We start from the raw sequence: 20304 nt of genomic DNA, 5'->3' as shown, positions 1-20304 counted from the left end.
TCTGCGCGCCGTCGTGAGGATCCCCCAGTCCGATGACTTCATCTGGCCAGCACGACGACCACCATGGCAAGGCACCCGATCAGCAAGGTCGGCACTCCGGGCGGTCAGGCTTGATCCCTGCGTGGGCACGGTCGGCCGCAGCCCCGTCGTGGGGACCTGGGCGCCTCCGCGCCGGGTTTGCGTCATCGGGGTGACCGCCTTCGTGAAGGCCCTGGTCAGGGTGGTGGCTGCTTCGGTTGGGTCTTCGGCTCGCATGACTGCGCCTAGTACCGCGACTCCTGCTGCTCCCCCCTCGATACAGGCGATCACCTGATCTGGGGTTTCCACGCCGCCCAGCGCCAGCACCGGTGTTGGGCTGGCCTGGATCAGCTTTCGCAGGCCCTCGGGGTGCAGGGGTGGGCCGTAGCCGGGTTTGGTTTGTGTGGGGTAGACCGGGGAGACGGTGGCGTAGTTCTCGGTGGTGATCCGGTGCAGCTCGGACTGGTTGTGGCAGGAGCGGCCGACCAGCCGGTGGGTCGGGGGCGGGTACGGGCCGGCGGCGGGCAGGTGGACGGCGTCGCCGCCGAGCGGGTCGGGGCCAGCCACGATCAGGGTTCCGCCGGCATCGGCGAGGATCGCGCGCAGGTCGGCGGCGAGGGCGGCGCGCTCGGCGCGGGGGAGGTCCTTCTCCCGCAGCACCACCCAGCGCACTCCCCCGGCAACGGCCCCCGCCACCACCTGATCGAGCGCCCCCCGCGCCACCCGCCGATCCGTCAGCACGACAACGCCCGACGGCAGGGTTGCCGGGCACCCGGGCGGGACGCGCTCGGGGGTCACAGGTCGGGTCTTCCCTCGTCGGGGGTGGACGGGAGGGCGTGGAAGCGGCGGGCGATCCGGCCGGCGCCAGCGGCCAGCCGACCCGCCTCGACCGCGTACCGCATCGCGGTCGCCATCGCGACCGGGTCCGCGGCCCGGGTGACCGCGCTGGCCAGCAGCACCGCGTCGCAGCCCAGCTCCATCGCCAGCGCCGCGTCGGACGCCGTGCCGATGCCGGCGTCCAGGATCACCGGCACGTCCACGCCCTGCCGGATCAGCCGGATGTGGTGCGGGTTTCCGATGCCGAGCCCCGAGCCGATCGGCGCGCCGGCCGGCATCACCGCGGCGCAGCCCACGTCGGCCAGCCGGCGGGCGAGCACCGGGTCGTCGCTGGTGTACGGCAGCACGGTGAATCCGTCGGCGACCAGCTCCTCGGCGGCGCGGAGCAGCTCGACCCCGTCGGGCAGCAGGGTCCGCTCGTCACCGATCACCTCCAGCTTGATCCAGTCGGTGTCGAACGCGTCCCTGGCCAGCCGGGCCACCTTCACGGCCTCGGTCGCGGTGTGGCAGCCGGCGGTGTTCGGCAGCAGCCGTACCCCGCACCGGTCCAGCAGCTCCAGCAGCCCACCGGCGCTGCCCGGCGCGGTGTCCACCCGGCGCAGCGCCAGAGTGACCAGCTCGGTGCCGGACGCCCGGATCGCCTGCTCCAGCACGTGCAGGTTCGCGGCGCCGCCGGTGCCGAGGATCAGCCGCGAGGTGAACGTCGCCCCACCCAGCTCGAACGGCACGCCGGTCACCCGCCCTGCGCGGCGGTGAGCACCTCGACGCGATCACCGTCGCGCAGCGCCGTGGTCGGCCAGCCGGTTCGGGGCACCACCTCGCCGTTGACCGCGACCGCCACCCCGCGCTGCTGCGGCGCGATGTCGCTGACCAGATCGGCCACCGACGCTCCACCGGGGACGCTGCGCCCGGTCCCGTTCACCGTCAACTCCACCGGTCCTCCTCTGTCGTCCGATCAGGTGCGCCGACATCGGCCGCACCAGGCCCGGCCAGCCGACCGGCCGCGCTGGTGGGATCCGGGCCGGCGGCGGCGAACCGGCCCGGGTGAAAGGGCGTGAGCAGCGGATCGGGCACGCCGGTGGTGACCAGGTCGGCGATCAGGTCGGCGGTGACCGGGGTGAGCACGATGCCGTGCCGGTGGTGCCCGGTGGCGGCCAGCACGTCCGGCCGGTCGGACAGCGGCCCGAGGATCGGCGCGTTGTCCGGGGTGCCCGGACGCAGCCCGGCGACCGTCTCGACCAGGTCGTACTCGGCCAGCTCGGGGAGCAGGTCGACGCCGGCACGGAGTAGGCGCAGCACCGCGCCGGCGGTGACCGTGGTGTCCGACCGCTCCTCGACCGTCGCGCCGAGCACCACCTCGCCGTCTGCGCGGGGCACCAGATAGACCTGCTCGCCGTCGGCGTACCCCCGGATCACGTGCCGGAAGCCCGGCGCGGCGCCGCCGGGCGCGCGTAGCCGGAGGATCTGGCCCTTCACCGGCCGCACGGGCAGGCCGGTGAGGGCGGCGGCGCCGCAGCCGGCGGCGACCACGGTGACCCGGGCGTCCACCTCGGCGAGGGAACGGACCGCCCGCGGGGCGAGCACCGCGCCGGCCCGCTGCGCGGCCGTGCGCAGCGCCGGCACCAGCAACCGTGGGTCGACCTGGTGGTCGGTGGGCGCGAGTGCCCCGCCGCGCACCCGCGGCGCGAGCGCCGGCTCGCGGTCGCGCAGCTCGGTGGGGCGCAGCGGGGTGACCGGCAGGCCCAACCCCTGCTGGTACGCCCAGAGCCGGCGCGCCTCGGCCAGGTCGTCCGCGGTCAGCCCGACCAGCAGGGTGCCCTCGGTCCGGTAGCCCAGCTCGACGCCGCTCGCCTCGGTCAGCTCGTCCGCGAACGCCGGCCACCGGGCGGCGGACGCCAGCAGCAGCCCGGTCAGCTGCCGCTCACCGAAGTACGCCTCGGCCACCGGAGAGAGCATCCCGGCGGCCACCGCCGAGGCCCCTGACCCGGGGGACGGATCGTGCACCACCACCCGAAGCCCGCGGGCGGCGCACCGCCAGGCGATCGCCAACCCGATCGGCCCCGCCCCCACCACCGCGACGTCCGCAAGGAAGGGCCCCTTGTTAACGGATTCTGTAGAGGAAGGGCCCCCTGTTAACACGTCAGCGCCCCGAGCAGCTCGGCGGTGGCCCGGGCCGGGTCGGCGGCAGCGGATACCGCGCCCACCACCGCCACCCCGTACGCCCCGGCGGCTCGCAGCGCCGGCACCCGGGCGGCGGTCACCCCACCGATCGCGATCACCGGAACGTCGACCGCGTCGTTGACCGCCCGTACCCCCGCCGGGCCGATCGGGTCCGGCAGCCCGGCCTTGGTGCTGGTGGCGTGGCACGGCCCGACGCCCAGGTAGCTGGCTCCCGCGGCGACGGCCTCGATCGCCGTCTCCGGTGCCCGGGCGGTCGCCCCGAGCACGCCGGTGGGGCCGAGCACCCGGCGGGCGGCGGCGACCGGCAGGTCGTCGGCACCGACGTGTCCACCGGCGGCGCCCACCGCCAACGCCACGTGCAACCGGTCGTTGACCAGGCAGGTCGCCCCGTACGGCGAGCAGAGCGCGAGCACCCGCCGAGCCAGGTCGTACGCCACGCGGTCGGTGGCGGAGTCCTCGACCCGGACCTGCACCACCAGGTCGGCTCGGGCCGTGGTGAGGGCGGCCCGGACCACGGTGAGTGGATCCCGCCCGGGTCGGGTGTCGGTGATCAGATGCAGTCGCCCAAGGGACGGCACGGCAACGCTCCTCCCTGCGCCGGCATTACCCGGATCAGGTTCGACGGTCGGGGGCTGTCAGCCCCCCTCTCAGCCCGGTACACCGGACTCCCGTGGGTTACTTGCGTGTCACCGTACGACAGTTCCGGCCGTCTGCCAAGGCGGGGTCGGCCGGCGGCCGGCGGGCGAAAACCGCACCGCTCGGCGAGATCCGTTGGGCGCTTCATGCGGTCCTGTTCGGAATGTCGCCCACCGTTGCAGAACCGTTACCCGCCGGCATCTTGCCGGACATTGATCCAACCGAATTAATTTGTTCAGCGATTCGACAAAATGCTGGCGTGGTTGCCCTGGCACGGCATTCGCACCGGCTCCATCTGGGACGGTCTTCGGCGAGCCGGCCCCCGCGATCCCTGTCCACCGCGACATAGGAGGCGGCGTGTCCCATTCTCGTCGTGCCCGAGTACCCATCACCGCGACCCTGATCTCCCTGGCCCTGGCCTCGACAACTCTGTTCGGGCTGCCCGCCCAGGCGGCTCCGGCCGCCGCCCAGGTCCCCCCGCGAAACACGCAGGCCGCGGCCCCGGTCAGCCAGGTGCCGCCGAAGGCGCCAAAGGCTGCGGCCGATCCCTTCTCCGTCCTGGTGTTCTCCAAGACGGCCGGCTTCCGCCACGACTCCATTCCCACCGGGCTCGCCGCGATCCAACAACTGGGCGAGGCCAACGGATTCACCGTGGACAGTTCCGAGGACGGTGGCGCGTTCACCGACGCCAATCTGGCGAAATACCGGGCGGTGATCTGGCTCTCCACCACCGGCGACGTGCTGGACGCCGAGCAGCAGGCCGCGTTCGAGCGGTACGTGCGTGCCGGCGGCGGTTACGTCGGCATCCACGCCGCCTCGGACACCGAGTACAGCTGGGCCTGGTACGGCGACCTCGTCGGCGCGTACTTCGCCAACCACCCGGCGAACCAGCAGGCCACGGTCAAGGTGGAGGACCACGCCCACCCGTCCACGGCCGAGCTTCCGGACCGCTGGTCCCGCTTCGACGAGTGGTACAACTACCAGACCAACCCCCGGCCGGACGTGCACGTGCTGGCCAGCCTGGACGAGAAGAGCTACTCCCCGGGCGCCGGCGCGATGGGGGCCGACCACCCGATCGCCTGGTGCCAGGACTTCGACGGCGGCCGTTCCTGGTACACCGGGGGCGGGCACACCCGGGAGTCGTACGCCGAGCCGGAGTTCCTCTCCCACCTGCTCGGCGGCATCCGGACCGCAGCCGGGGTGGCGGACGCCGACTGCGGCGCCTCGAAGACCGCGAGCTTCGAGAAGGTCACCCTGGACAGCAACACCAGCAACCCGATGGAGTTGGACATCGCCCCGGACGGGCGGGTCTTCTACGTCGAGCGGGACGGCCGGGTGCAGGTCGTCAAGCCGGACACCGGCAGCACGGTCACCGCCCTCGACCTGGACGTCTTCACCGGCAACGAGGACGGACTGATCGGCATCCGGCTCGACCCGGACTTCGCCACCAACAGGTGGGTGTACCTCTACCACGCCCCGAACGACGGCATCGCGCGCAACCTGCTGTCCCGGTTCACCGTGACCGGCGACACCATCGACCCGGCCAGCGAGAAGCAGGTGCTGCGGGTCGACACCCAGCGCAACACCTGCTGCCACGCCGGCGGCAGCATGGCGTTCGACAGCGTCGGCAACCTGTACCTGGCCACCGGTGACAACACCAACCCGTTCGAGTCGAGCGCGTACTCGCCGCTCGACGAGCGGCCGGGCCGCCAGGACTACGACGCGCAGCGCACCTCCGGCAACACCAACGACCTGCGCGGCAAGGTGATCCGGATCCACCCGGAGGACGACGGGACGTACACGGTCCCGGCGGGTAACCTCTTCGCGCCGGGCACCGAGAAGACCCGTCCCGAGATCTACGCGATGGGCTTCCGCAACCCGTTCCGGATCGGCACCGACCCGAAGACCAACACGCTCTACGTCGCGGACTACGGGCCGGACGCCAACGCGGACAGCCCCACCCGGGGCCCGCGCGGCCTGGTCGAGTGGAACATCGTCACCCCCGGCAATTACGGCTGGCCGTACTGCACCGGGACGAACGAGGCGTACAACGACTACACGTTCCCGTCCGGCCCGAGCGGGGCGAAGTTCGACTGCGCCGCCCCGGTGAACAACTCGCCCAACAACACCGGCCTGACCAACCTCCCGCCGGTCGTCCCAGCGACCGTCGACTACGGGTACGCCGGTGACGCGCGGTACCCGGAGATCGGCGGCGGCGGCGCCCCGATGGGCGGCCCGGTCTACCGGTACGACGCCGACCTCGACTCCGACCGGAAGTGGCCGGCGTACTACGACGGCAAGGCGCTGCTCGGCGAGTGGAACCAGTCGAAGATGTACACCATGCAGGTGACCGCCGACGGCAGGTCGTTGGTGGACATCAACCAGTTGCTCACCGGGATGGGCATGCTCCGGCCGATGGACTTCGAGTTCGGCCCGGACGGCGCGCTCTACCTGATCGAGTGGGGCAGCGGCTTCGGCGGCAACAACGACAACTCCGGCGTCTACCGGATCGACTACATCGCCGGTGAACGCGCGCCGATCGCGGTGGCGGCGGCCACCCCGACGTCGGGGCCCGCGCCGTTGACGGTGGAATTCTCCAGCGCCGGGTCGCGCGACCCGGACGGCGGCGCGCTCACCTACGCCTGGGCCTTCGGCGACGGGCAGACCTCCACCGAGGCCAACCCGACGCACACCTACGCCACGGCGGGCAGCTTCACCGCCCAGCTCACCGTCACCAACCCGAAGGGCCGTACCGCGGTGGCCAACGTGCCGGTCACCGTGGGCAACACCGCGCCGACGGTGACCATCGAGTTCCCGCCGGACGGCGGCTTCTTCGACTGGGGTGACCAGGTCCGCTACACGATCAAGGTGACCGACCCGGAGGACGGGCAGATCGACTGCGACCGGGTGCGGCTCCAGGTGCTGCTCGGCCACGACGAGCACGCCCACCCGCTGGAGCAGCACACCGGCTGCAGCGGCACCGTCCAGACGTCGCTCGCCCCCGGGCACGGCGCCGAGGCGAACGTCTTCGCGGTCTTCGAGGCCACCTACACCGACGAGGGCGGCGCTGGCGGGGCCGGCCCGCTCACCGGCCGCGCGATCGAGCAGTTGCAGCCCAAGCGCAAGCAGGCCGAGTACTTCACCACCAACGGGCGGGCGCCGGGGAGTACCGGCGGCGGCGACGCCGGCGTGCAGCGGGAGACCGGCGGCGACAGCGCCGGCGGCGGCCAGAACATCGGGTTCATCGAGGACGGCGACTGGTGGTCGCTCGCCCCGGCGAACCTGACCAACGTCACCGACATCCGGTTCCGGGCCGCCTCGGCAGTCTCCGGAGGCCGGGTCGAGGTCCGCGCCGGCGCCGTCGACGGACCGGTGGTCGCCTCGGCCACCGTGCCGGGCACCGGCGGGTGGCAGACGTACACGGACGTGACCGCGCCGGTGACCGGCGCCGCGAGCGGCACGCTGTACTTCGTCGCCCGGGACCCGAACGGCGGCGCGGGGTCGCTGTTCAACGTCAACTGGATGGACTTCCTCGGCCGCGGCGTCACCGAGAACGCGCCACCGGTGGTCAGCGCCACCGCCACCCCGGCCACCGGCACCGCGCCGGTCACCGTCGCCTTCGACGGCACGGCCACCGACGCCGAGGGCGACAGCCCGCTGACGTACGCCTGGGACTTCGGTGACGGCGGCACGACGTCCACGTTGGACGCCAACTACACCTACACCAGCCCGGGCACCTTCACCGCCACCCTGACGGTGACGGACAGCAAGGGCGCGAAGTCGTACGCCACCGTGCCGGTGCGGGTCGACGCGCCGAACACGTCCTGCTTCGGGGCGCGCTCGGACGACTTCGACGGCACCAGCCTCGACAAGAACCGGTGGACCAGCGTGGTCCGGGAGAACCAGCTCTACTCGGTTGCCGGCGGCGCGCTGCGGCTGCCCACGGCGGTGGGCGACCTCTACGGTGCCCGCAACGACGCCACCAACCTGGTGCTCCAGGCGGCTCCGACCGGGGCCTGGCAGGCGACCACCCGGGTCACCCTGCCGGTGACGGCCAACTACCAGCAGGCCGGCCTGCTGGTGTACGGCGACGACGACAACTACGCCAAGCTGGACCTGCTCTACAACGGCAGCCGGCGGGTGGAGTTCATCCGGGAGACGGCCGGCACGCCGCGCAACGAGGCCGCCGACAGCACCGCCGCACCGGCGGGTGACACCGTGCACCTGCGGATCATCAGCGACGGGACGAACCTGACCGCGGCCGTCTCGGCCGACGGGCAGACCTTCACCCCGGTCGGACGATCGGCCGCGCTGGACGGCATCACCAACCCGCGGATCGGCCTCTTCGCGGTCAACGGCGGCACCGAGGCGCCGGTGGTGGACGCCAGCTTCGACTGGTTCCAGGTCACGCCGGACGCTCCGGCCGGACCGGTCGTGCCGTCGGACGAGTTCACCGGCGACACGCTGGACAAGTGCCGGTGGAACGCGATCCTGCGCGAGGACCCGAACGGTTACCGGGTCACCGGTGGCGCGCTGCGGGTCGACGTGCCCAACGGTGACATCTACGGCACCGACAACACCGGGCCGAAGAACTTCATCCTCCAGACCGCGCCGTCGGGCGACTGGACCCTGGAGACGAAGGTCGACGGCAGCCTGCTGAACGAGCAGTACCAGCAGGCCGGGCTGATCGTGCAGGCGGACGACGACAACTACCTCAAGTTCGACTACATCGCGGACAACCAGGTCGGCCAGCCGGTGACGCGGCGGATCGAGTTCCGCAGCGAGATCGGCGGGGCGGTCCAGAACCCGCAACCGGAGGCGGGCAACCTGACCGGTGCGGTGTGGCATCTGCGGCTCGCCCGCAGCGGCGACACCTTCACCGCGTCGTACTCGGCGGACGGGACGACCTGGACCGCGTTGACCACGCTCACCAACAGCGCGGTCGGGGCCACCCCGAAGGTCGGGCTGTTCACCCTCGGCGCCAACCAGACCGCCTCGAAGACCGCCGCGTTCGACTACTTCCGGTTGAGCACCGAGGTGGCCGACGAGACGGCGCCGGTCACCACGGCGGCGGTTTCCGGCACCCCGACCGACGGGTGGTACACCGGCCCGGTGACGGTCACCCTCACCGCGGCCGACGAGGCCGGCGGCAGCGGGTTGGCCGGCACGGCGTACCAGCTGGACGGGGCCACCACCTGGACGGACTACACCGCTCCGGTGGCGGTCAGCGGGGACGGCGAGCACGAGCTGCGGTTCCGCTCGACCGACGAGGCGGGCAACGTGGAGTCGACGAAGACCGTCACGGTCCGGATCGACGCCACCGCGCCGGTCACCTCGGCGACGTTCGCTCCGGCGAACGACGCCGGCTGGCACGACGGGACCATCCCGGTCGTGCTGACCTCGACCGACGCCGGTTCCGGGGTGAAGACGGTGGAGTGGTCGCTGGACGGCGGCGCGTGGACGCCGTACACGACGCCGGTCGAGGTGACCGGCGACGGGCAGCACGAGCTGCTGTTCCGCGCCACCGACAAGGCGGGCAACGCCGAGACGCTCAAGTCGGCGGTGCTGCGGATCGACGGCACCAGACCGACGCTGCTGGTCTCCGGGATCGCCGACGGCCAGCTCTACGGGGACAGCCAGGACGTCCGGGTGTCCTGGCAGGCCGTCGACCCCACCTCGGGCATCGCGACCGTGGTGGGCCGGTTGAACGGCCAGGCGTACGCCAGCGGCACCCTGCAGGCCATGTACGAGCTGCCGCTCGGCCTGCACGAGCTGACCGTGACCGCGACCGACAAGGCGGGCAACACGACGACCTCGACGGTCCGGTTCTTCGTCACCACCTCGTTCCGGGACATGCAGAACCTGTTGGACCGGTTCAAGGCGACGGGGCGGCTCTCGGCCAAGGCGCACAAGCAGTTGACGGCGAAGCTCGACGCGGCCCGTAAGGCCGAGGCTGCCGGCAACGACAACAAGGCGATCAAGCAGCTGACCGACTTCCGGACGCTCGCCGCCAACGCCACGCTGGTGGGCGAGGCGGAGATCCGGGACGTCCTGATCCGGGACGCCGACGCCATGATCGTCCGGCTCGGCGGCACGGCCAGCAAGGCCGGAGTCAAGGCGAACGACGGCGAGCCGGTCAAGGGCACCGGACGGCTCGGTGGCGACGCCACCCGGCTCGCCCCCGGTCGCCAGCTCTGATCCGACCGACTGATCGACTCGGTATCCCGGAAGTCGGGGTGTCCCGGACCACAGGACACCCCGACTTCAGGGAACGCGGGGTGGATCAGGATCCCGCGCCACCCACGCCGGGAATCAGAGGACGGCGCGCAGGGCGGCCAGGTCCTCGTCGGTGGGCTCCCAGGTGCCGGCGGCGGCGTTGGCGTACACCTGCTCGGGCGTGGTGGCGCCGGCGATCACCGAGGTCACCGCCGGCTGGGCGGCCAGCCCGCCGATCGCCACCTGGAGCATGGTCAGCCCCCGCTCGGCCGCGTACGCCTCGATCGCCTCGATGGTGTCCCAGTCGGCGGCGGCGAGTCGCTCCGCGTACCGGCCACCGCCGGAGAGCCGGCTGCCGGCCGGCGGCTGCCCCGCACGCTTGTACTTGCCGGTGAGCAGGCCGTTGGCGAGCGGGAAGAACGGCAGCATGCCAAGACCGAACCGCTCGCAGGCCGGAATCACCTCGGCCTCCACGGACCGCTCCACCAGGCTGTAGTGGTTCTGCGCGCTGATGAAGCGGGCCCGGCCGTTGGACGAGGCGACCCAGTCCGCGTCGGCGATCTGCCAGCCGGCGAAGTTGGAGTTGCCCAGGTAGCGCACCTTGCCGTCCCGGACCAGGTCGTCCAGGGCTGCGAGGGTCTCGTCGATCGGCGTGCCCGGGTCGGGCTCGTGCATCTGGTACAGGTCGATGTGGTCGGTGTCGAGCCGGCGCAGCGACGCCTCCACCGCGCGGGCGATGTAGCGCCGCGACCCCCGGGCACCGAAGTCCGGCCGGTTGAGGCCGTTCATGTCCATGCCGAACTTGGTGGCCACCACCACGTCGTCCCGGCGTCCCTTGAGCGCCTGCCCGAGCAGCTCCTCGGAGCTGCCCTGCGGCTCGCCGTAGATGTCAGCGGTGTCGAACAGGGTGATCCCGGCGTCCAGGGCGGCGTCCACCACCGCTCGGGTGCCGTCGAGGTCGAGCTTACGGCCGAAGTTGTTGCAGCCGATGCCGACCACGGACACCACGAGCCCGGAGTCGCCCAGCCGGCGATAGGTCATCTCAGTCACGAGATCCACCCTATGCCCAGCGAAGGAAGGGCCCCTTGTTAACGCCTGGCGTTAACAAGGGGCCCTTCCTTCGCCTCAGCCCACATCCCAGACCGGCTCCGGGGTCTCCACCACCTCGCTGTCGCCACCGAACAGCACGAACCGGTCGAAGGATCGCGTGAACCAGCGGTCGTGGGTGACCGCGATCACCGTTCCCTCGAACGCGTTCAGGCCCGCCTCCAACGCCTCCGCGCTGGCCAGGTCGAGGTTGTCGGTGGGCTCGTCCAGCAGCAGCAGGGTCGCCCCGGACAGCTCCAGCAACAGCACCAGGAACCGGGCCTGCTGCCCGCCGGAGAGGGTGCCGAAGCGCTGGTCACCCTGCCCGGCCAGCTCGTAGCGGCTGAGCACCCCCATCGCCGCGTGCCGATCCATGCCGGTCCGGTGCTCGTCGCCCCGCCAGAGGATCTCGACCAGCGTCTTCGACATCAACTCCGGCCGGTCGTGGGTCTGGGAGAAGTGCCCCGGGCGCACGCGGGCGCCGAGCCGGGCCGTGCCGTCGTGCGCCACCGGGGCGAGCGCGGACGCCCCGTCGACCGGCCCGTTGGCCGGGTCGGGGTCGCTGCCACCCCGAGCCAGCAGCCGCAGGAAGTGCGACTTGCCGGTGCCGTTGGCACCGAGCACCGCCAAGCGGTCGCCGTACCAGATCTCCAGGTCGAAGGGGTAGGTCAGGCCGTCCAATTCCAGCTGCTCGCAGATGACCGCGCGCTTGCCGGTCCGCCCGCCGGTCAGCCGCATCCGGATGTCCTGGTCCTTCGGCGGTACGGGCGGCGGCCCGGCCTCGTCGAACTTGCGCAGCCGGGTCTGCGCGGCCTGGTACCGCGAGGCGAGCCCGTCGTTGTACGCCGCCTTCTGCTTGTACATCAGCATCAGCTCGCGCAGCTTCTGGTGCTCCTCGTCCCAGCGCCGGCGCAGCTCGTCGAGGCGGGCGTGCCGGGCCACCCGCGCGGAGTGCCAGCTGGCGAAGCCGCCCGGGTGCACCCAGGCGCTGCCGCCCTCCACGGCGACCACCCGGTCGGCGGTCTGGGCCAGCAGCTCGCGGTCGTGCGAGACGTAGAGCACGGATTTGGTCGACTCGCGCAGCCGCGCCTCCAGCCAGCGCTTGCCGGGCACGTCGAGGAAGTTGTCCGGCTCGTCGAGCAGCAGCACCTCGTCCGGGCCGCGCAGCAGCAGCTCCAGCGCGAACCGCTTCTGCTGCCCACCGGAGAGGGTGCGGACCGGTCGGTCCCGGACGGCGTCCCAGGGCTGGTCGAGCACGATGGTGGCGACGGTGTCGAAGAGCACCTCGGCGTCGTACCCGCCGGACTCGCCCCAGGCGCCCAGCGCGTCTGCGTACGCCAGCTGCGCCTTGCCGGCCGCGGTGCTGTACTTGCCGCGGACCTCGGCCGCCCGCATGGCCGTCTCGGTCTCGCCGAGCCGGCGGCCGGCCTCGCGCAGGGGCGGTGGGGCGAGCGACAGCGCCAGGTCAGCGAGTGTCGACTCGTCACCGATCATGCCGATGAACTGGCGCATCACGCCCAGCCCGCCGGCCCGCGCGACGGCGCCGGTACGCACCGGCAGGTCACCGGCGACCATCCGCAGCAGCGTCGTCTTACCCGCGCCGTTCGGCCCGACCAGAGCGACCTTGCCGCCCTCCCCGACCCGGAACGACACGTCGGCGAAGAGTTCCCGACCGTCGGGCAGGATGTGCCCGACCGCTGCCACGTCCACGTATCCCACGCCGGGATCCTGCCCCAGCAGGGGCCGGGCGGTACATCCAATTACCGGGTGACCCGCAGCACCCGGAAGCCCTTCTGGCTGGCGTGCCGCTCGACCTGCCAGTCCTGGTCGGTGAGCCAGCGGTGCAGCGAGTCGCCACCGAGGTGCCGGGCGACCACCAGCCAGCCGACGCCGTCCGGGGCGAGCCGGGGCAGCCAGCGCAGCAGCAGGTCGTGCAACCCGTCCTTGCCGATCCGGATGGGCGGGTTGGACCAGAGCTGGGCGAAGCGGATCTCCGCCGGCACGTCGTCCGGCGCGCTGACCCGGACCCGGTCGCCGGCGCCGACCCGGGCCGCGTTGGCCGCGGTCAGCTCGCGGGCGCGGGCGTTGACGTCGACTGCCCAGACGGTGCTCGCGGGCGCAAGGTCGGCCAGCACGCAGGTGATCGGCCCGAACCCGCAGCCGAGGTCGAGCAGGTCGCCGGTGGTGGCGGTGGTGGGCAGCTCGGCCTTGCGCAGAAGCACCGCGGTGCCCGGGTCGAGACGGCTGGCGGAGAAGACCCCGCCGGCCGAGGCGAGCCGGTAGTCGCGGTCGGCGACGGAGAACTCGACCTCGCGCGGCGGGGCGTCGCTGGCGGGCTGAGGGGTGAAGTAGTGGTCGCCGGTCACGCCGCCAATTCTCGCATCGGTCGCGGCACGCCCCGACACGGCCCACACCTGCATTTCCCATTATTACCCCCTAAAGGGACAACGCCTCCTAGTCTGGGCGACATGGTGTATCGGTACGAGTCCGATGAGGACGCTTTCGTGGAGTACCCGGATGACGGGTCCGACCTGTCCGTGGCCGGCGCTGGTCCGCCTCCGCCCGCCGGGCCCTCTCCGTCGCGTTTCCCCACCCCGTCGCTGCGCCGGACGAACCAGATCGCGCTGCCGTCGTCCGCTCCGCCGCCGACCCGTGCCGACAGCCCGCCCGCCCCGCCACGCGAGCAGGTCTACACCTCGGCGGAGCCGATCGAGCCGACCTCCCGGCGCGGCGGCGGCCGGCTCTGGCAGGTGCTGGTCGGTGGCGCGGCCGTCCTGGTCCTCCTCGCGCTCTGCGGCCTGGGCGCCGCCGCGCTGCTGGTGGACCGCAACCCGCAGCCGGAGACCACCCCGACGTACCAGCCGAACGCCGCCGCGTCCGACCCCGCCGAAGAGCGGCAGGACCTCGACTCCCGGGACACCGACCAGGCCCCGCTCACCGCCAAGGAACTCTTCCCCGGCAAGGAGCTGAAGGTCACCGACGGCCAGCCGGGCTACCAGGTGGTCCGGACACACTCGAGCGGCAGTTGCGCCGTCGCCGCCACCGGCGAGGTGGCCGACCTGCTGGTCCGACTCGGCTGCAACCAGGTGGTACGGGCCACCCTGCGGGCTCCCGGCGGCAACCACCTGGTCACCACCGGACTGTTCAACCTGACCGACAAGGTGAGCGCGGAACGGGCCCGGGACCGGATCCGGCAACTGCTCGACGAGCGGCAGGGCCGGTTCCGGGGCATGGTCGGCAAGGAAGGCGACGGCACCGAGGTGGTGGCGACAGCCCCCGCCCGGGTCGGCTGGCAGGTCCGCGGCCACTACCTGGCGTACGCGCTGGTGGTCCGCACGGACGGGGTGGCCGTCAAGTCCGGTGACACCACGATCCGGGAGATCCTGTTCGACATGATCGAGCTGCACCTCAGCCGGGGCGTGCTGCAACGGCGGGCCGATGGCGGCACGGCGGGACAACCGACGCCGGGGCCGACCGAGAGCGGCGGCACCCAGAGCGGCACCACCGGCGACGACGAACTACCGGGCGACTGACCGCACCCCGCCGTCGACGGTCACCGTGACCGGCCAGTCCGCTCAGCCCTCGACGGGCACCCGCAGCCGGCGGGTGAGGTCGGCGCGGCGGGCGTACTCGGTCGGATCGGCCGGGTACCCCACCTCGACCAGGGTCAGCCCGTGCGCCGGGGCCACGGTCACCTCGCTGGACCGCTCCCGGCGGGTCAGCAGGGTGCCCGGCCACTCCACCGGGCGGCGGCCGTCCCCGGCCACCAGCATCGCCCCCACCAGGCTGCGCACCATCGCCTGGCAGAACGCGTCCGCCTGCACGGTGGCGACCAGGATGCCGTCCGGGTCGCGACGCCAGTCCAGCCGAGTCACCTCGCGCAGCGTCGTCGCGTTCTCCTTACGCCGGCAGTACGCGGCGAAGTCGTGCTCCCCGACCAGGCCGGCCGCCGCGGCGTTCAGCGCCGCCAGATCCAGGGGCCGCGGCCAGGCCAGCACCTCGTGCCGGCGCAGCGGCTCCGCGCCGTACCGGGCGTCGGTGACCCGGTACTCGTAGCGTCGGAAGGTGGCCGAGAACCGGGCGTCGAAGTCGGCCGGCACCTCGGTCATCTCCCGCACCCGGACGTCGGTGGGCAGCAGCCGGGCCAGCCGTCGCAGCAGCCGACCCTCGTGCTGCCGCCACACCTCGGCGCGCAGGTCGAGGTGGCAGACCTGACCGGTGGCGTGGACCCCCGCGTCGGTCCGCCCGGCCACGGTCAACCCGGTGGCCGTGCCGGCGCCGAGGACCAGGTCCAGGGTTTCGACGAGCACCCCGGCGACGGTGCGCCGGGTCGGTTGGGCGGCCCAGCCGGAGAAGCCGGTGCCGTCGTACGAGACATCCAGCCGCAGCCGGATCCGCTCGTCCACCTCGTACCTCCTGTTACGGGTCGGGCCCGGCACCCCGATGGGGTGCCGGGCCCGAACGATGCCCGAGATCAGGCCTTGTTCTCCTCGGTGGCGAGGTCGCTGTCCTCGCGCGCCTCGGCGGTGTCGCCGGACGCCGAGACCGGCGGCTCCGCGTCCTGGTCGGAGTTCTCCGACCGCGGGGCCTCCTCCGCCGGGGCGAGCGCCTCGACCTTGTCCTGCTGCGCGGCCTTGCGGGCGGCGGTCTTCTTGTTCGCCTTCGGCTCGGCGACCTGAAGCTCCTCCACCAGCTCGATGACCACCATCGGCGCGTTGTCACCCTTGCGCGGACCGGTCTTCACGATCCGGGTGTAGCCGCCGGGGCGGTTGGCGTACCGGGGCGCGATCTGGTCGAACAGGGCGTAGACGACGTCCTTGTCCTTGACGACGCCCAGCACCCGCCGCCGCGCGGCCAGGTCACCGCGCTTGGCCTTGGTGATGAGCTGCTCGGCCAGCGGACGCAGCCGCCGGGCCTTCGTCTCGGTGGTCTTGATCTTGCCGTGCTGGAACAGCGCGGTGGCCAGGTTGGCCAGCATCAGCCGCTCGTGCGCGGGGCTGCCGCCGAGGCGGGGGCCCTTGGTGGGCGTGGGCATGCTTGGTGCTCCTCAGTTGTGGCGGCAGCGCGGACTAGAGCTGCTCGGTCTCGCGGTAGTCCTCGGTGTCGTAGTCGGCCTCGCCGAAGGTGTCCACGACGTGCGCCGGGTCGAAGTTCGGGGCCGAATCCTTCAGCCCCAGACCCATCCCGGCGAGCTTCATCTTGACCTCGTCGATCGACTTCTGACCGAAGTTGCGGATGTCGAGGAGGTCGGCCTCGGTACGCCCGATGAGCTCACCAACGGTGTTGATGCCCTCGCGCTTGAGGCAGTTGTAGGAGCGGACGGTGAGGTCCAGCTCCTCGATCGGCAGGGCGAGGTCCGCCGCCAGCTGGGCGTCCTGCGGGGACGGCCCGATGTCGATACCCTCGGCGGTCTCGTCCAGCTCCCGGGCCAGACCGAACAGCTCCACCAGCGTCGAACCGGCGGAGGCCAGCGCGGTACGCGGGCCCATCGACGGCTTGGTCTCGACGTCGATGATCAGCCGGTCGAAGTCGGTGCGCTGCTCGACGCGGGTCGCCTCGACGCGGTAGGTCACCTTCAGCACCGGCGAGTAGATCGAGTCGACCGGGATACGGCCGATCTCGGCGCCGGACTGCTTGTTCTGCGCCGCCGTCACGTAGCCCCGGCCCCGCTCGACGGTCAGCTCCATGTCGAGCCGGCCCTTGCCGTTGAGGGTGGCGAGCTTCAGATCCGGGTTGTGCACCGAGACGCCGGCCGGGGGCTGGATGTCACCCGCGGTCACGTCGCCCGGGCCCTGCTTGCGCAGGTACATGCTGACCGGCTCGTCGTGCTCGGAGCTGACGCACAGCTCCTTGATGTTCATGACGAGCTCGACCACGTCCTCCTTGACACCGGGGATGGTGGTGAACTCGTGCAGCACGCCGTCGATCTTGATCGAGGTGACCGCCGCACCCGGGATCGACGACAGCAGCGTGCGCCGCAGCGAGTTGCCCAGGGTGTAGCCGAAGCCCGGCTCCAGCGGCTCGATGGCGAACCGCGACCGGGTCTCGTTGATCGACTCCTCGGAGAGGGAGGGTCGCTGGCTGATGAGCATGTTTTCTCTTCTCTTCCGGGACGCCCGCTATTTGACGCCCACGACACAAACTGTTCCGGTGGCCCGCCCTGGAGGGCGGGCCACCGCAACGAGCTCCGACTACTTGGAGTAGAGCTCGACGATCAGCTGCTCCTGGACCTGCGTGTCGATGACCTGCCGGGCCGGGAGGGAGTGCACCAGGATCTTCATCTGGCTGGGAATGGCCTCGAGCCACGCCGGCACGGCCCGCGAACCGGCCTGAGCCTGCGCCACGATGAACGGGGTGAGCTCCTTGCTCTTGCCCCGAACCTCGATGATGTCGTGCTCCTTGACGCGGTACGACGGGATGTCGACCTTCTTGCCGTTCACCGTGAAGTGACCGTGCTTGACCAGCTGGCGGGCCATGTCCCGCGAGTGGGCGTAGCCGGCCCGGTAAACGACGTTGTCAAGCCGCGACTCGAGGATCTGCAGGAGGACCTCACCGGTCTTGGCCTGCTTGCCAACGGCTTCCTCGTAGTAACCGCGGAACTGCTTCTCCAGCACGCCGTAGACACGGCGGGCCTTCTGCTTCTCACGGAGCTGGAGCAGGTACTCCGTCTCCTTGGTGCGGCCGCGGCCGTGCTGCCCGGGCGGGAACGGCCGGGACTCGAACGGGCACTTCGGACCATCGCACTTGCTGCCCTTGAGGAACAGCTTCATCTTCTCCCGCCGGCAACGGCGGCAGTCAGCACCGGTGTAACGAGCCATCTCTCTCTACCTCTCAGACCCGGCGACGCTTCGGCGGACGGCATCCGTTGTGCGGCTGCGGGGTGACGTCGGAGATCTGCCCGACCTCGAGGCCCACGGCCTGCAGCGAACGGATGGCGGTCTCCCGGCCGGAGCCGGGGCCCTTGACGAACACGTCGACCTTGCGCATGCCGTGCTCCATGGCCCGACGCGCGGCGGCCTCGGCGGCCAGCTGCGCGGCGAACGGAGTCGACTTGCGGGAGCCCTTGAAGCCAACCTGGCCCGCGGAGGCCCAGGAGATGACCGCACCGGTCGGGTCCGTGATGGACACGATGGTGTTGTTGAAGGTGCTCTTGATGTGCGCCTGCCCGTGGGCGACGTTCTTGCGTTCCTTGCGCCGGACCTTCTTTACAGCGGCTCCGGCACGAGCCTTCGGTGGCATAAGTCTGTGCGCTCCTAGTTGACTTTCCGGACTGGGTTGCGGCCTGGCCCACCTCGGCGGCGGCCGACCCCGTCATCCGGTTAAGAACTACTTCTTGCCGGGCTTCTTCTTGCCGGCGACGGTCCGCTTCGGGCCCTTGCGGGTCCGCGCGTTGGTCTTGGTCCGCTGGCCACGCACGGGCAGGCCCCGGCGGTGCCGGATGCCGGCGTAGCAGCCGATCTCAACCTTGCGGCGGATGTCAGCGGCGACCTCGCGGCGCAGGTCGCCTTCAACCTTGTAGTTGCCCTCGATGTGGTCGCGGAGCTGCACGAGCTCCTCGTCCGTGAGGTCCCGAGCGCGCTTGTCCGGCGAGATGCCGGTGGCGGCGAGTGTCTCCAGGGCGCGAGTGCGACCGACCCCGAAGATGTAGGTGAGCGCGATCTCCATCCGCTTCTCGCGGGGGAGATCCACGCCGACTAGACGTGCCATGTGCGGGCGTACTCCTCATGATGTGTGGCGGAGGTGTGGACCCGTCCCACCCCGCTACCGGCCGTCCCGACTTTCCGACGCTGTCAGCGTCGGCGACCGGGATCGGTCGCTGCCCAAGCGGGCCCCGGCCTCCGACCGGGGGTCAGCCACGCAGGAGTACGTCTCGCGTACCGCTCGTGGCTGGGACGAGCATGTGTGTTGTGTGTCGCTGGGGATCTACCTGGGCCAACGCCACCCGGCCGCTTCCGGCCGGATGGGCTGAATCAGCCCTGGCGCTGCTTGTGGCGCGGGTCGGTGCAGATGACCATGACCCGGCCGTGCCGGCGGATCACCCGGCACTTGTTGCAGATCCTCTTGACGCTCGGCTTGACCTTCACGGTTGCCTTACTTCCCATCTGGCCCGGGGACGCGCGCAGCGCGAGACCGGACGTCGAAGACGGACACGGGACTTCCCGGCCGCCGTCAGGACTACTTGTAGCGGTAGACGATGCGCCCGCGGGTCAGGTCGTACGGCGAGAGTTCGACGACGACCCGGTCCTCCGGCAGGATGCGGATGTAGTGCTGCCGCATCTTGCCGCTGATGTGAGCCAGCACCTTGTGGCCGTTCGCGAGCTCCACCCGGAACATGGCGTTCGGCAGGGGCTCGATGACCCGACCCTCGATCTCAATGGCTCCGTCTTTTTTCGGCATGTCCTCCGCTGTCCTGACGTCGATTGCTCCGGGCGGCCCACAACGTCTTACACGGGTGTCTGACCAAGATCAGAAAGCCCGCGCCAGCCGCGGCTCCAGCACCCACCGAAGCGCAGGGTGGGCATGCCGGAGTGGACGCTGTGCGCCGATCAGAAAGTGTACGCCGGCCTGCGGGCGGTCGCCAAACCGGCCACCCACCGCGCCGCCGGGTCGAGCGGCGCTCCCCCGTCCGGGACCCCGATGATCTCCGTCCGAGCAACGCCGGGGCGTCGCGCCGGATCGGCTCCGCCCCCTGCCCGCGGGTCAGCCGGCCGGTCGGGGGTCGTCCCGTTCGTCCCGTGCACCGGCGCGCAACTCCCGCCGCCGCCTCCGCTTCGCGCGCCTGCGCTCCCGCACGATCGCCTGGCGCCGGGGCTCTCCCCCGGCCAGCCCGGTGACCGTGCGGATCACCAGCACCGCGCCCCACGGCCCGGCCACCCAGGCCGGCCAGAAGTAGAGCAGGTCGCGGCTGAGCAGCGAGGTCACCGCCCAGATGGTCACCACGATGGCGACCACCTTCAGATACGGAAACCACACCTCGGCCAACCAGCGAGCGGCGACGCCCCGGTCCCCGGCCGGGGCGGGCGAGGGCTCCGCACCGCCCTCCAGCGGCCCGGCAGCCGGTGCGGTGACCGGCGCCAGCGTCGAGCGCTCCGGCGGCGCCACCGGCGGCAGATCGGTGAGCAGGGCGTTCAGTTCGGCGTACGTGCGGGCGGCGTAGGCCCGCTGCAACCGCTCGTCGTACTCGTGCAGGTCCAGTCGGCCCTCACCGAGGGCCACCCGCAACCGTTCGGCCACCGCCTCACGATCCGCGTCCGCCGCTCGCATCCCGTCCCGCCCGTCCATGCCGGCAAGCATGCCACCGTCACGCCAACGGCGTCCCACCCGGCCGAC

At 71.8% G+C, this 20304-nt stretch carries 19 protein-coding genes and 1 riboswitch; of the genes, 2 read left to right on the top strand and 17 right to left on the bottom strand.

What is annotated here, in order from left to right; translation table 11 throughout:
- From ACWD5O_RS33265 to thiE, 5 genes are all read right to left on the bottom strand, one after another.
- On the bottom strand, positions 1–816 hold an 816-nt coding region (locus ACWD5O_RS33265; RefSeq protein WP_450087707.1), incomplete at its 3' end, for a thiamine phosphate synthase.
- Positions 813–1592: a thiazole synthase gene (locus ACWD5O_RS33260; RefSeq protein WP_450087706.1), complete on the bottom strand. Its 780-nt coding sequence runs from the start codon at positions 1590–1592 to the stop codon at positions 813–815. The genes ACWD5O_RS33265 and ACWD5O_RS33260, both read right to left, overlap by 4 nt.
- Positions 1589–1789, bottom strand: coding sequence for a sulfur carrier protein ThiS (thiS, locus tag ACWD5O_RS33255; RefSeq protein WP_450087705.1), 201 nt, complete (start codon positions 1787–1789; stop codon positions 1589–1591). Before thiS ends, ACWD5O_RS33260 begins: the two co-directional genes overlap by 4 nt.
- Positions 1780–2994 carry a glycine oxidase ThiO gene (gene thiO / locus ACWD5O_RS33250; RefSeq protein WP_354964780.1) on the bottom strand — a complete coding sequence of 405 codons (1215 nt, stop codon included), beginning with the start codon at positions 2992–2994 and terminating at the stop codon, positions 1780–1782. Before thiO ends, thiS begins: the two co-directional genes overlap by 10 nt.
- Positions 2988–3614: a thiamine phosphate synthase gene (gene thiE / locus ACWD5O_RS33245; protein WP_450087704.1), complete on the bottom strand. Its 627-nt coding sequence runs from the start codon at positions 3612–3614 to the stop codon at positions 2988–2990. Before thiE ends, thiO begins: the two co-directional genes overlap by 7 nt.
- A riboswitch (TPP riboswitch) is annotated at positions 3609–3718 on the bottom strand. (Overlaps the previous gene by 6 nt.)
- Before the next feature lie 311 nt (positions 3719–4029).
- Between thiE and ACWD5O_RS33240 the strand changes: the two genes are divergently transcribed.
- Positions 4030–9870, top strand: coding sequence for a ThuA domain-containing protein (locus tag ACWD5O_RS33240; RefSeq protein ID WP_450087703.1), 5841 nt, complete (start codon positions 4030–4032; stop codon positions 9868–9870).
- Between the two features lie 114 nt (positions 9871–9984).
- Here ACWD5O_RS33240 and ACWD5O_RS33235 read toward each other — a convergent pair whose 3' ends face one another.
- From ACWD5O_RS33235 to ACWD5O_RS33225, 3 genes are all read right to left on the bottom strand, one after another.
- Positions 9985–10947 (bottom strand): aldo/keto reductase, encoded by a 963-nt coding sequence (locus ACWD5O_RS33235; protein WP_450087702.1) that lies wholly within the window; start codon positions 10945–10947, stop codon positions 9985–9987.
- Between the two features lie 66 nt (positions 10948–11013).
- A complete protein-coding gene (locus ACWD5O_RS33230) occupies positions 11014–12693 on the bottom strand; it encodes an ABC-F family ATP-binding cassette domain-containing protein (RefSeq protein WP_450087701.1) in 1680 nt (559 codons plus the stop codon).
- A gap of 41 nt (positions 12694–12734) precedes the next feature.
- The gene (locus ACWD5O_RS33225; RefSeq protein WP_450087700.1) at positions 12735–13340 is read right to left on the bottom strand and encodes a class I SAM-dependent methyltransferase; all 606 of its coding nucleotides are present in this window, start codon (positions 13338–13340) and stop codon (positions 12735–12737) included.
- Between the two features lie 138 nt (positions 13341–13478).
- On the opposite strand from ACWD5O_RS33225, the gene ACWD5O_RS33220 reads away from it, so the two are divergent.
- Positions 13479–14507, top strand: a complete 1029-nt coding sequence (locus ACWD5O_RS33220; protein ID WP_450087699.1) for a hypothetical protein — start codon at positions 13479–13481, stop codon at positions 14505–14507.
- 42 nt (positions 14508–14549) lie between these two features.
- Here the strand turns inward: ACWD5O_RS33220 and truA are convergent, their stop codons facing one another.
- The 9 genes from truA to ACWD5O_RS33175 form a co-directional block, all read right to left on the bottom strand.
- A complete protein-coding gene (truA, locus tag ACWD5O_RS33215; RefSeq protein WP_450087698.1) occupies positions 14550–15380 on the bottom strand; it encodes a tRNA pseudouridine(38-40) synthase TruA in 831 nt (276 codons plus the stop codon).
- A gap of 68 nt (positions 15381–15448) precedes the next feature.
- Entirely contained in the window at positions 15449–16009 is a 561-nt protein-coding gene (rplQ, locus tag ACWD5O_RS33210) for a 50S ribosomal protein L17 (RefSeq protein WP_121677729.1), read from the bottom strand.
- 34 nt (positions 16010–16043) lie between these two features.
- Entirely contained in the window at positions 16044–17066 is a 1023-nt protein-coding gene (locus tag ACWD5O_RS33205; RefSeq protein ID WP_354964788.1) for a DNA-directed RNA polymerase subunit alpha, read from the bottom strand.
- A gap of 99 nt (positions 17067–17165) precedes the next feature.
- Positions 17166–17792, bottom strand: coding sequence for a 30S ribosomal protein S4 (rpsD, locus tag ACWD5O_RS33200; protein ID WP_089018952.1), 627 nt, complete (start codon positions 17790–17792; stop codon positions 17166–17168).
- A gap of 13 nt (positions 17793–17805) precedes the next feature.
- Positions 17806–18213: a 30S ribosomal protein S11 gene (rpsK, locus tag ACWD5O_RS33195; RefSeq protein WP_007073011.1), complete on the bottom strand. Its 408-nt coding sequence runs from the start codon at positions 18211–18213 to the stop codon at positions 17806–17808.
- An 87-nt stretch (positions 18214–18300) separates the two neighbouring features.
- Positions 18301–18681 carry a 30S ribosomal protein S13 gene (gene rpsM, locus ACWD5O_RS33190; RefSeq protein WP_007465236.1) on the bottom strand — a complete coding sequence of 127 codons (381 nt, stop codon included), beginning with the start codon at positions 18679–18681 and terminating at the stop codon, positions 18301–18303.
- Positions 18682–18944: 263 nt separating this feature from the next.
- Complete coding sequence (gene rpmJ / locus ACWD5O_RS33185; RefSeq protein WP_012184307.1) at positions 18945–19058, bottom strand: 50S ribosomal protein L36; 114 nt, start codon at positions 19056–19058, stop codon at positions 18945–18947.
- A gap of 91 nt (positions 19059–19149) precedes the next feature.
- On the bottom strand, positions 19150–19371 hold the full coding sequence (gene infA / locus ACWD5O_RS33180) for a translation initiation factor IF-1 (RefSeq protein ID WP_007073013.1): 222 nt from the start codon (positions 19369–19371) through the stop codon (positions 19150–19152).
- Positions 19372–19674: 303 nt separating this feature from the next.
- Positions 19675–20256 (bottom strand): DUF1707 SHOCT-like domain-containing protein, encoded by a 582-nt coding sequence (locus tag ACWD5O_RS33175; protein ID WP_450087697.1) that lies wholly within the window; start codon positions 20254–20256, stop codon positions 19675–19677.
- Positions 20257–20304: the final 48 nt, after the last annotated feature.

The sequence above is a fragment of the Micromonospora sp. NPDC005161 genome (assembly GCF_053599855.1).
The sequence above is the reverse complement of the archived record's forward strand: the minus strand, read 5'-3'. Positions and strand labels throughout refer to the sequence as shown.

What these genes read in the sequence shown, in the direction of transcription:
- ACWD5O_RS33205 (WP_354964788.1), bottom strand. Translation starts at nt 17,066, where the DNA reads ATGCTCATCAGCCAGCGACCCTCCCTCTCCGAGGAGTCGATCAACGAG.
- rplQ (WP_121677729.1), bottom strand. Translation starts at nt 16,009, where the DNA reads ATGCCCACGCCCACCAAGGGCCCCCGCCTCGGCGGCAGCCCCGCGCAC.
- rpsK (WP_007073011.1), bottom strand. Translation starts at nt 18,213, where the DNA reads ATGCCACCGAAGGCTCGTGCCGGAGCCGCTGTAAAGAAGGTCCGGCGC.
- rpsD (WP_089018952.1), bottom strand. Translation starts at nt 17,792, where the DNA reads ATGGCTCGTTACACCGGTGCTGACTGCCGCCGTTGCCGGCGGGAGAAG.
- infA (WP_007073013.1), bottom strand. Translation starts at nt 19,371, where the DNA reads ATGCCGAAAAAAGACGGAGCCATTGAGATCGAGGGTCGGGTCATCGAG.
- rpsM (WP_007465236.1), bottom strand. Translation starts at nt 18,681, where the DNA reads ATGGCACGTCTAGTCGGCGTGGATCTCCCCCGCGAGAAGCGGATGGAG.
- ACWD5O_RS33175 (WP_450087697.1), bottom strand. Translation starts at nt 20,256, where the DNA reads ATGGACGGGCGGGACGGGATGCGAGCGGCGGACGCGGATCGTGAGGCG.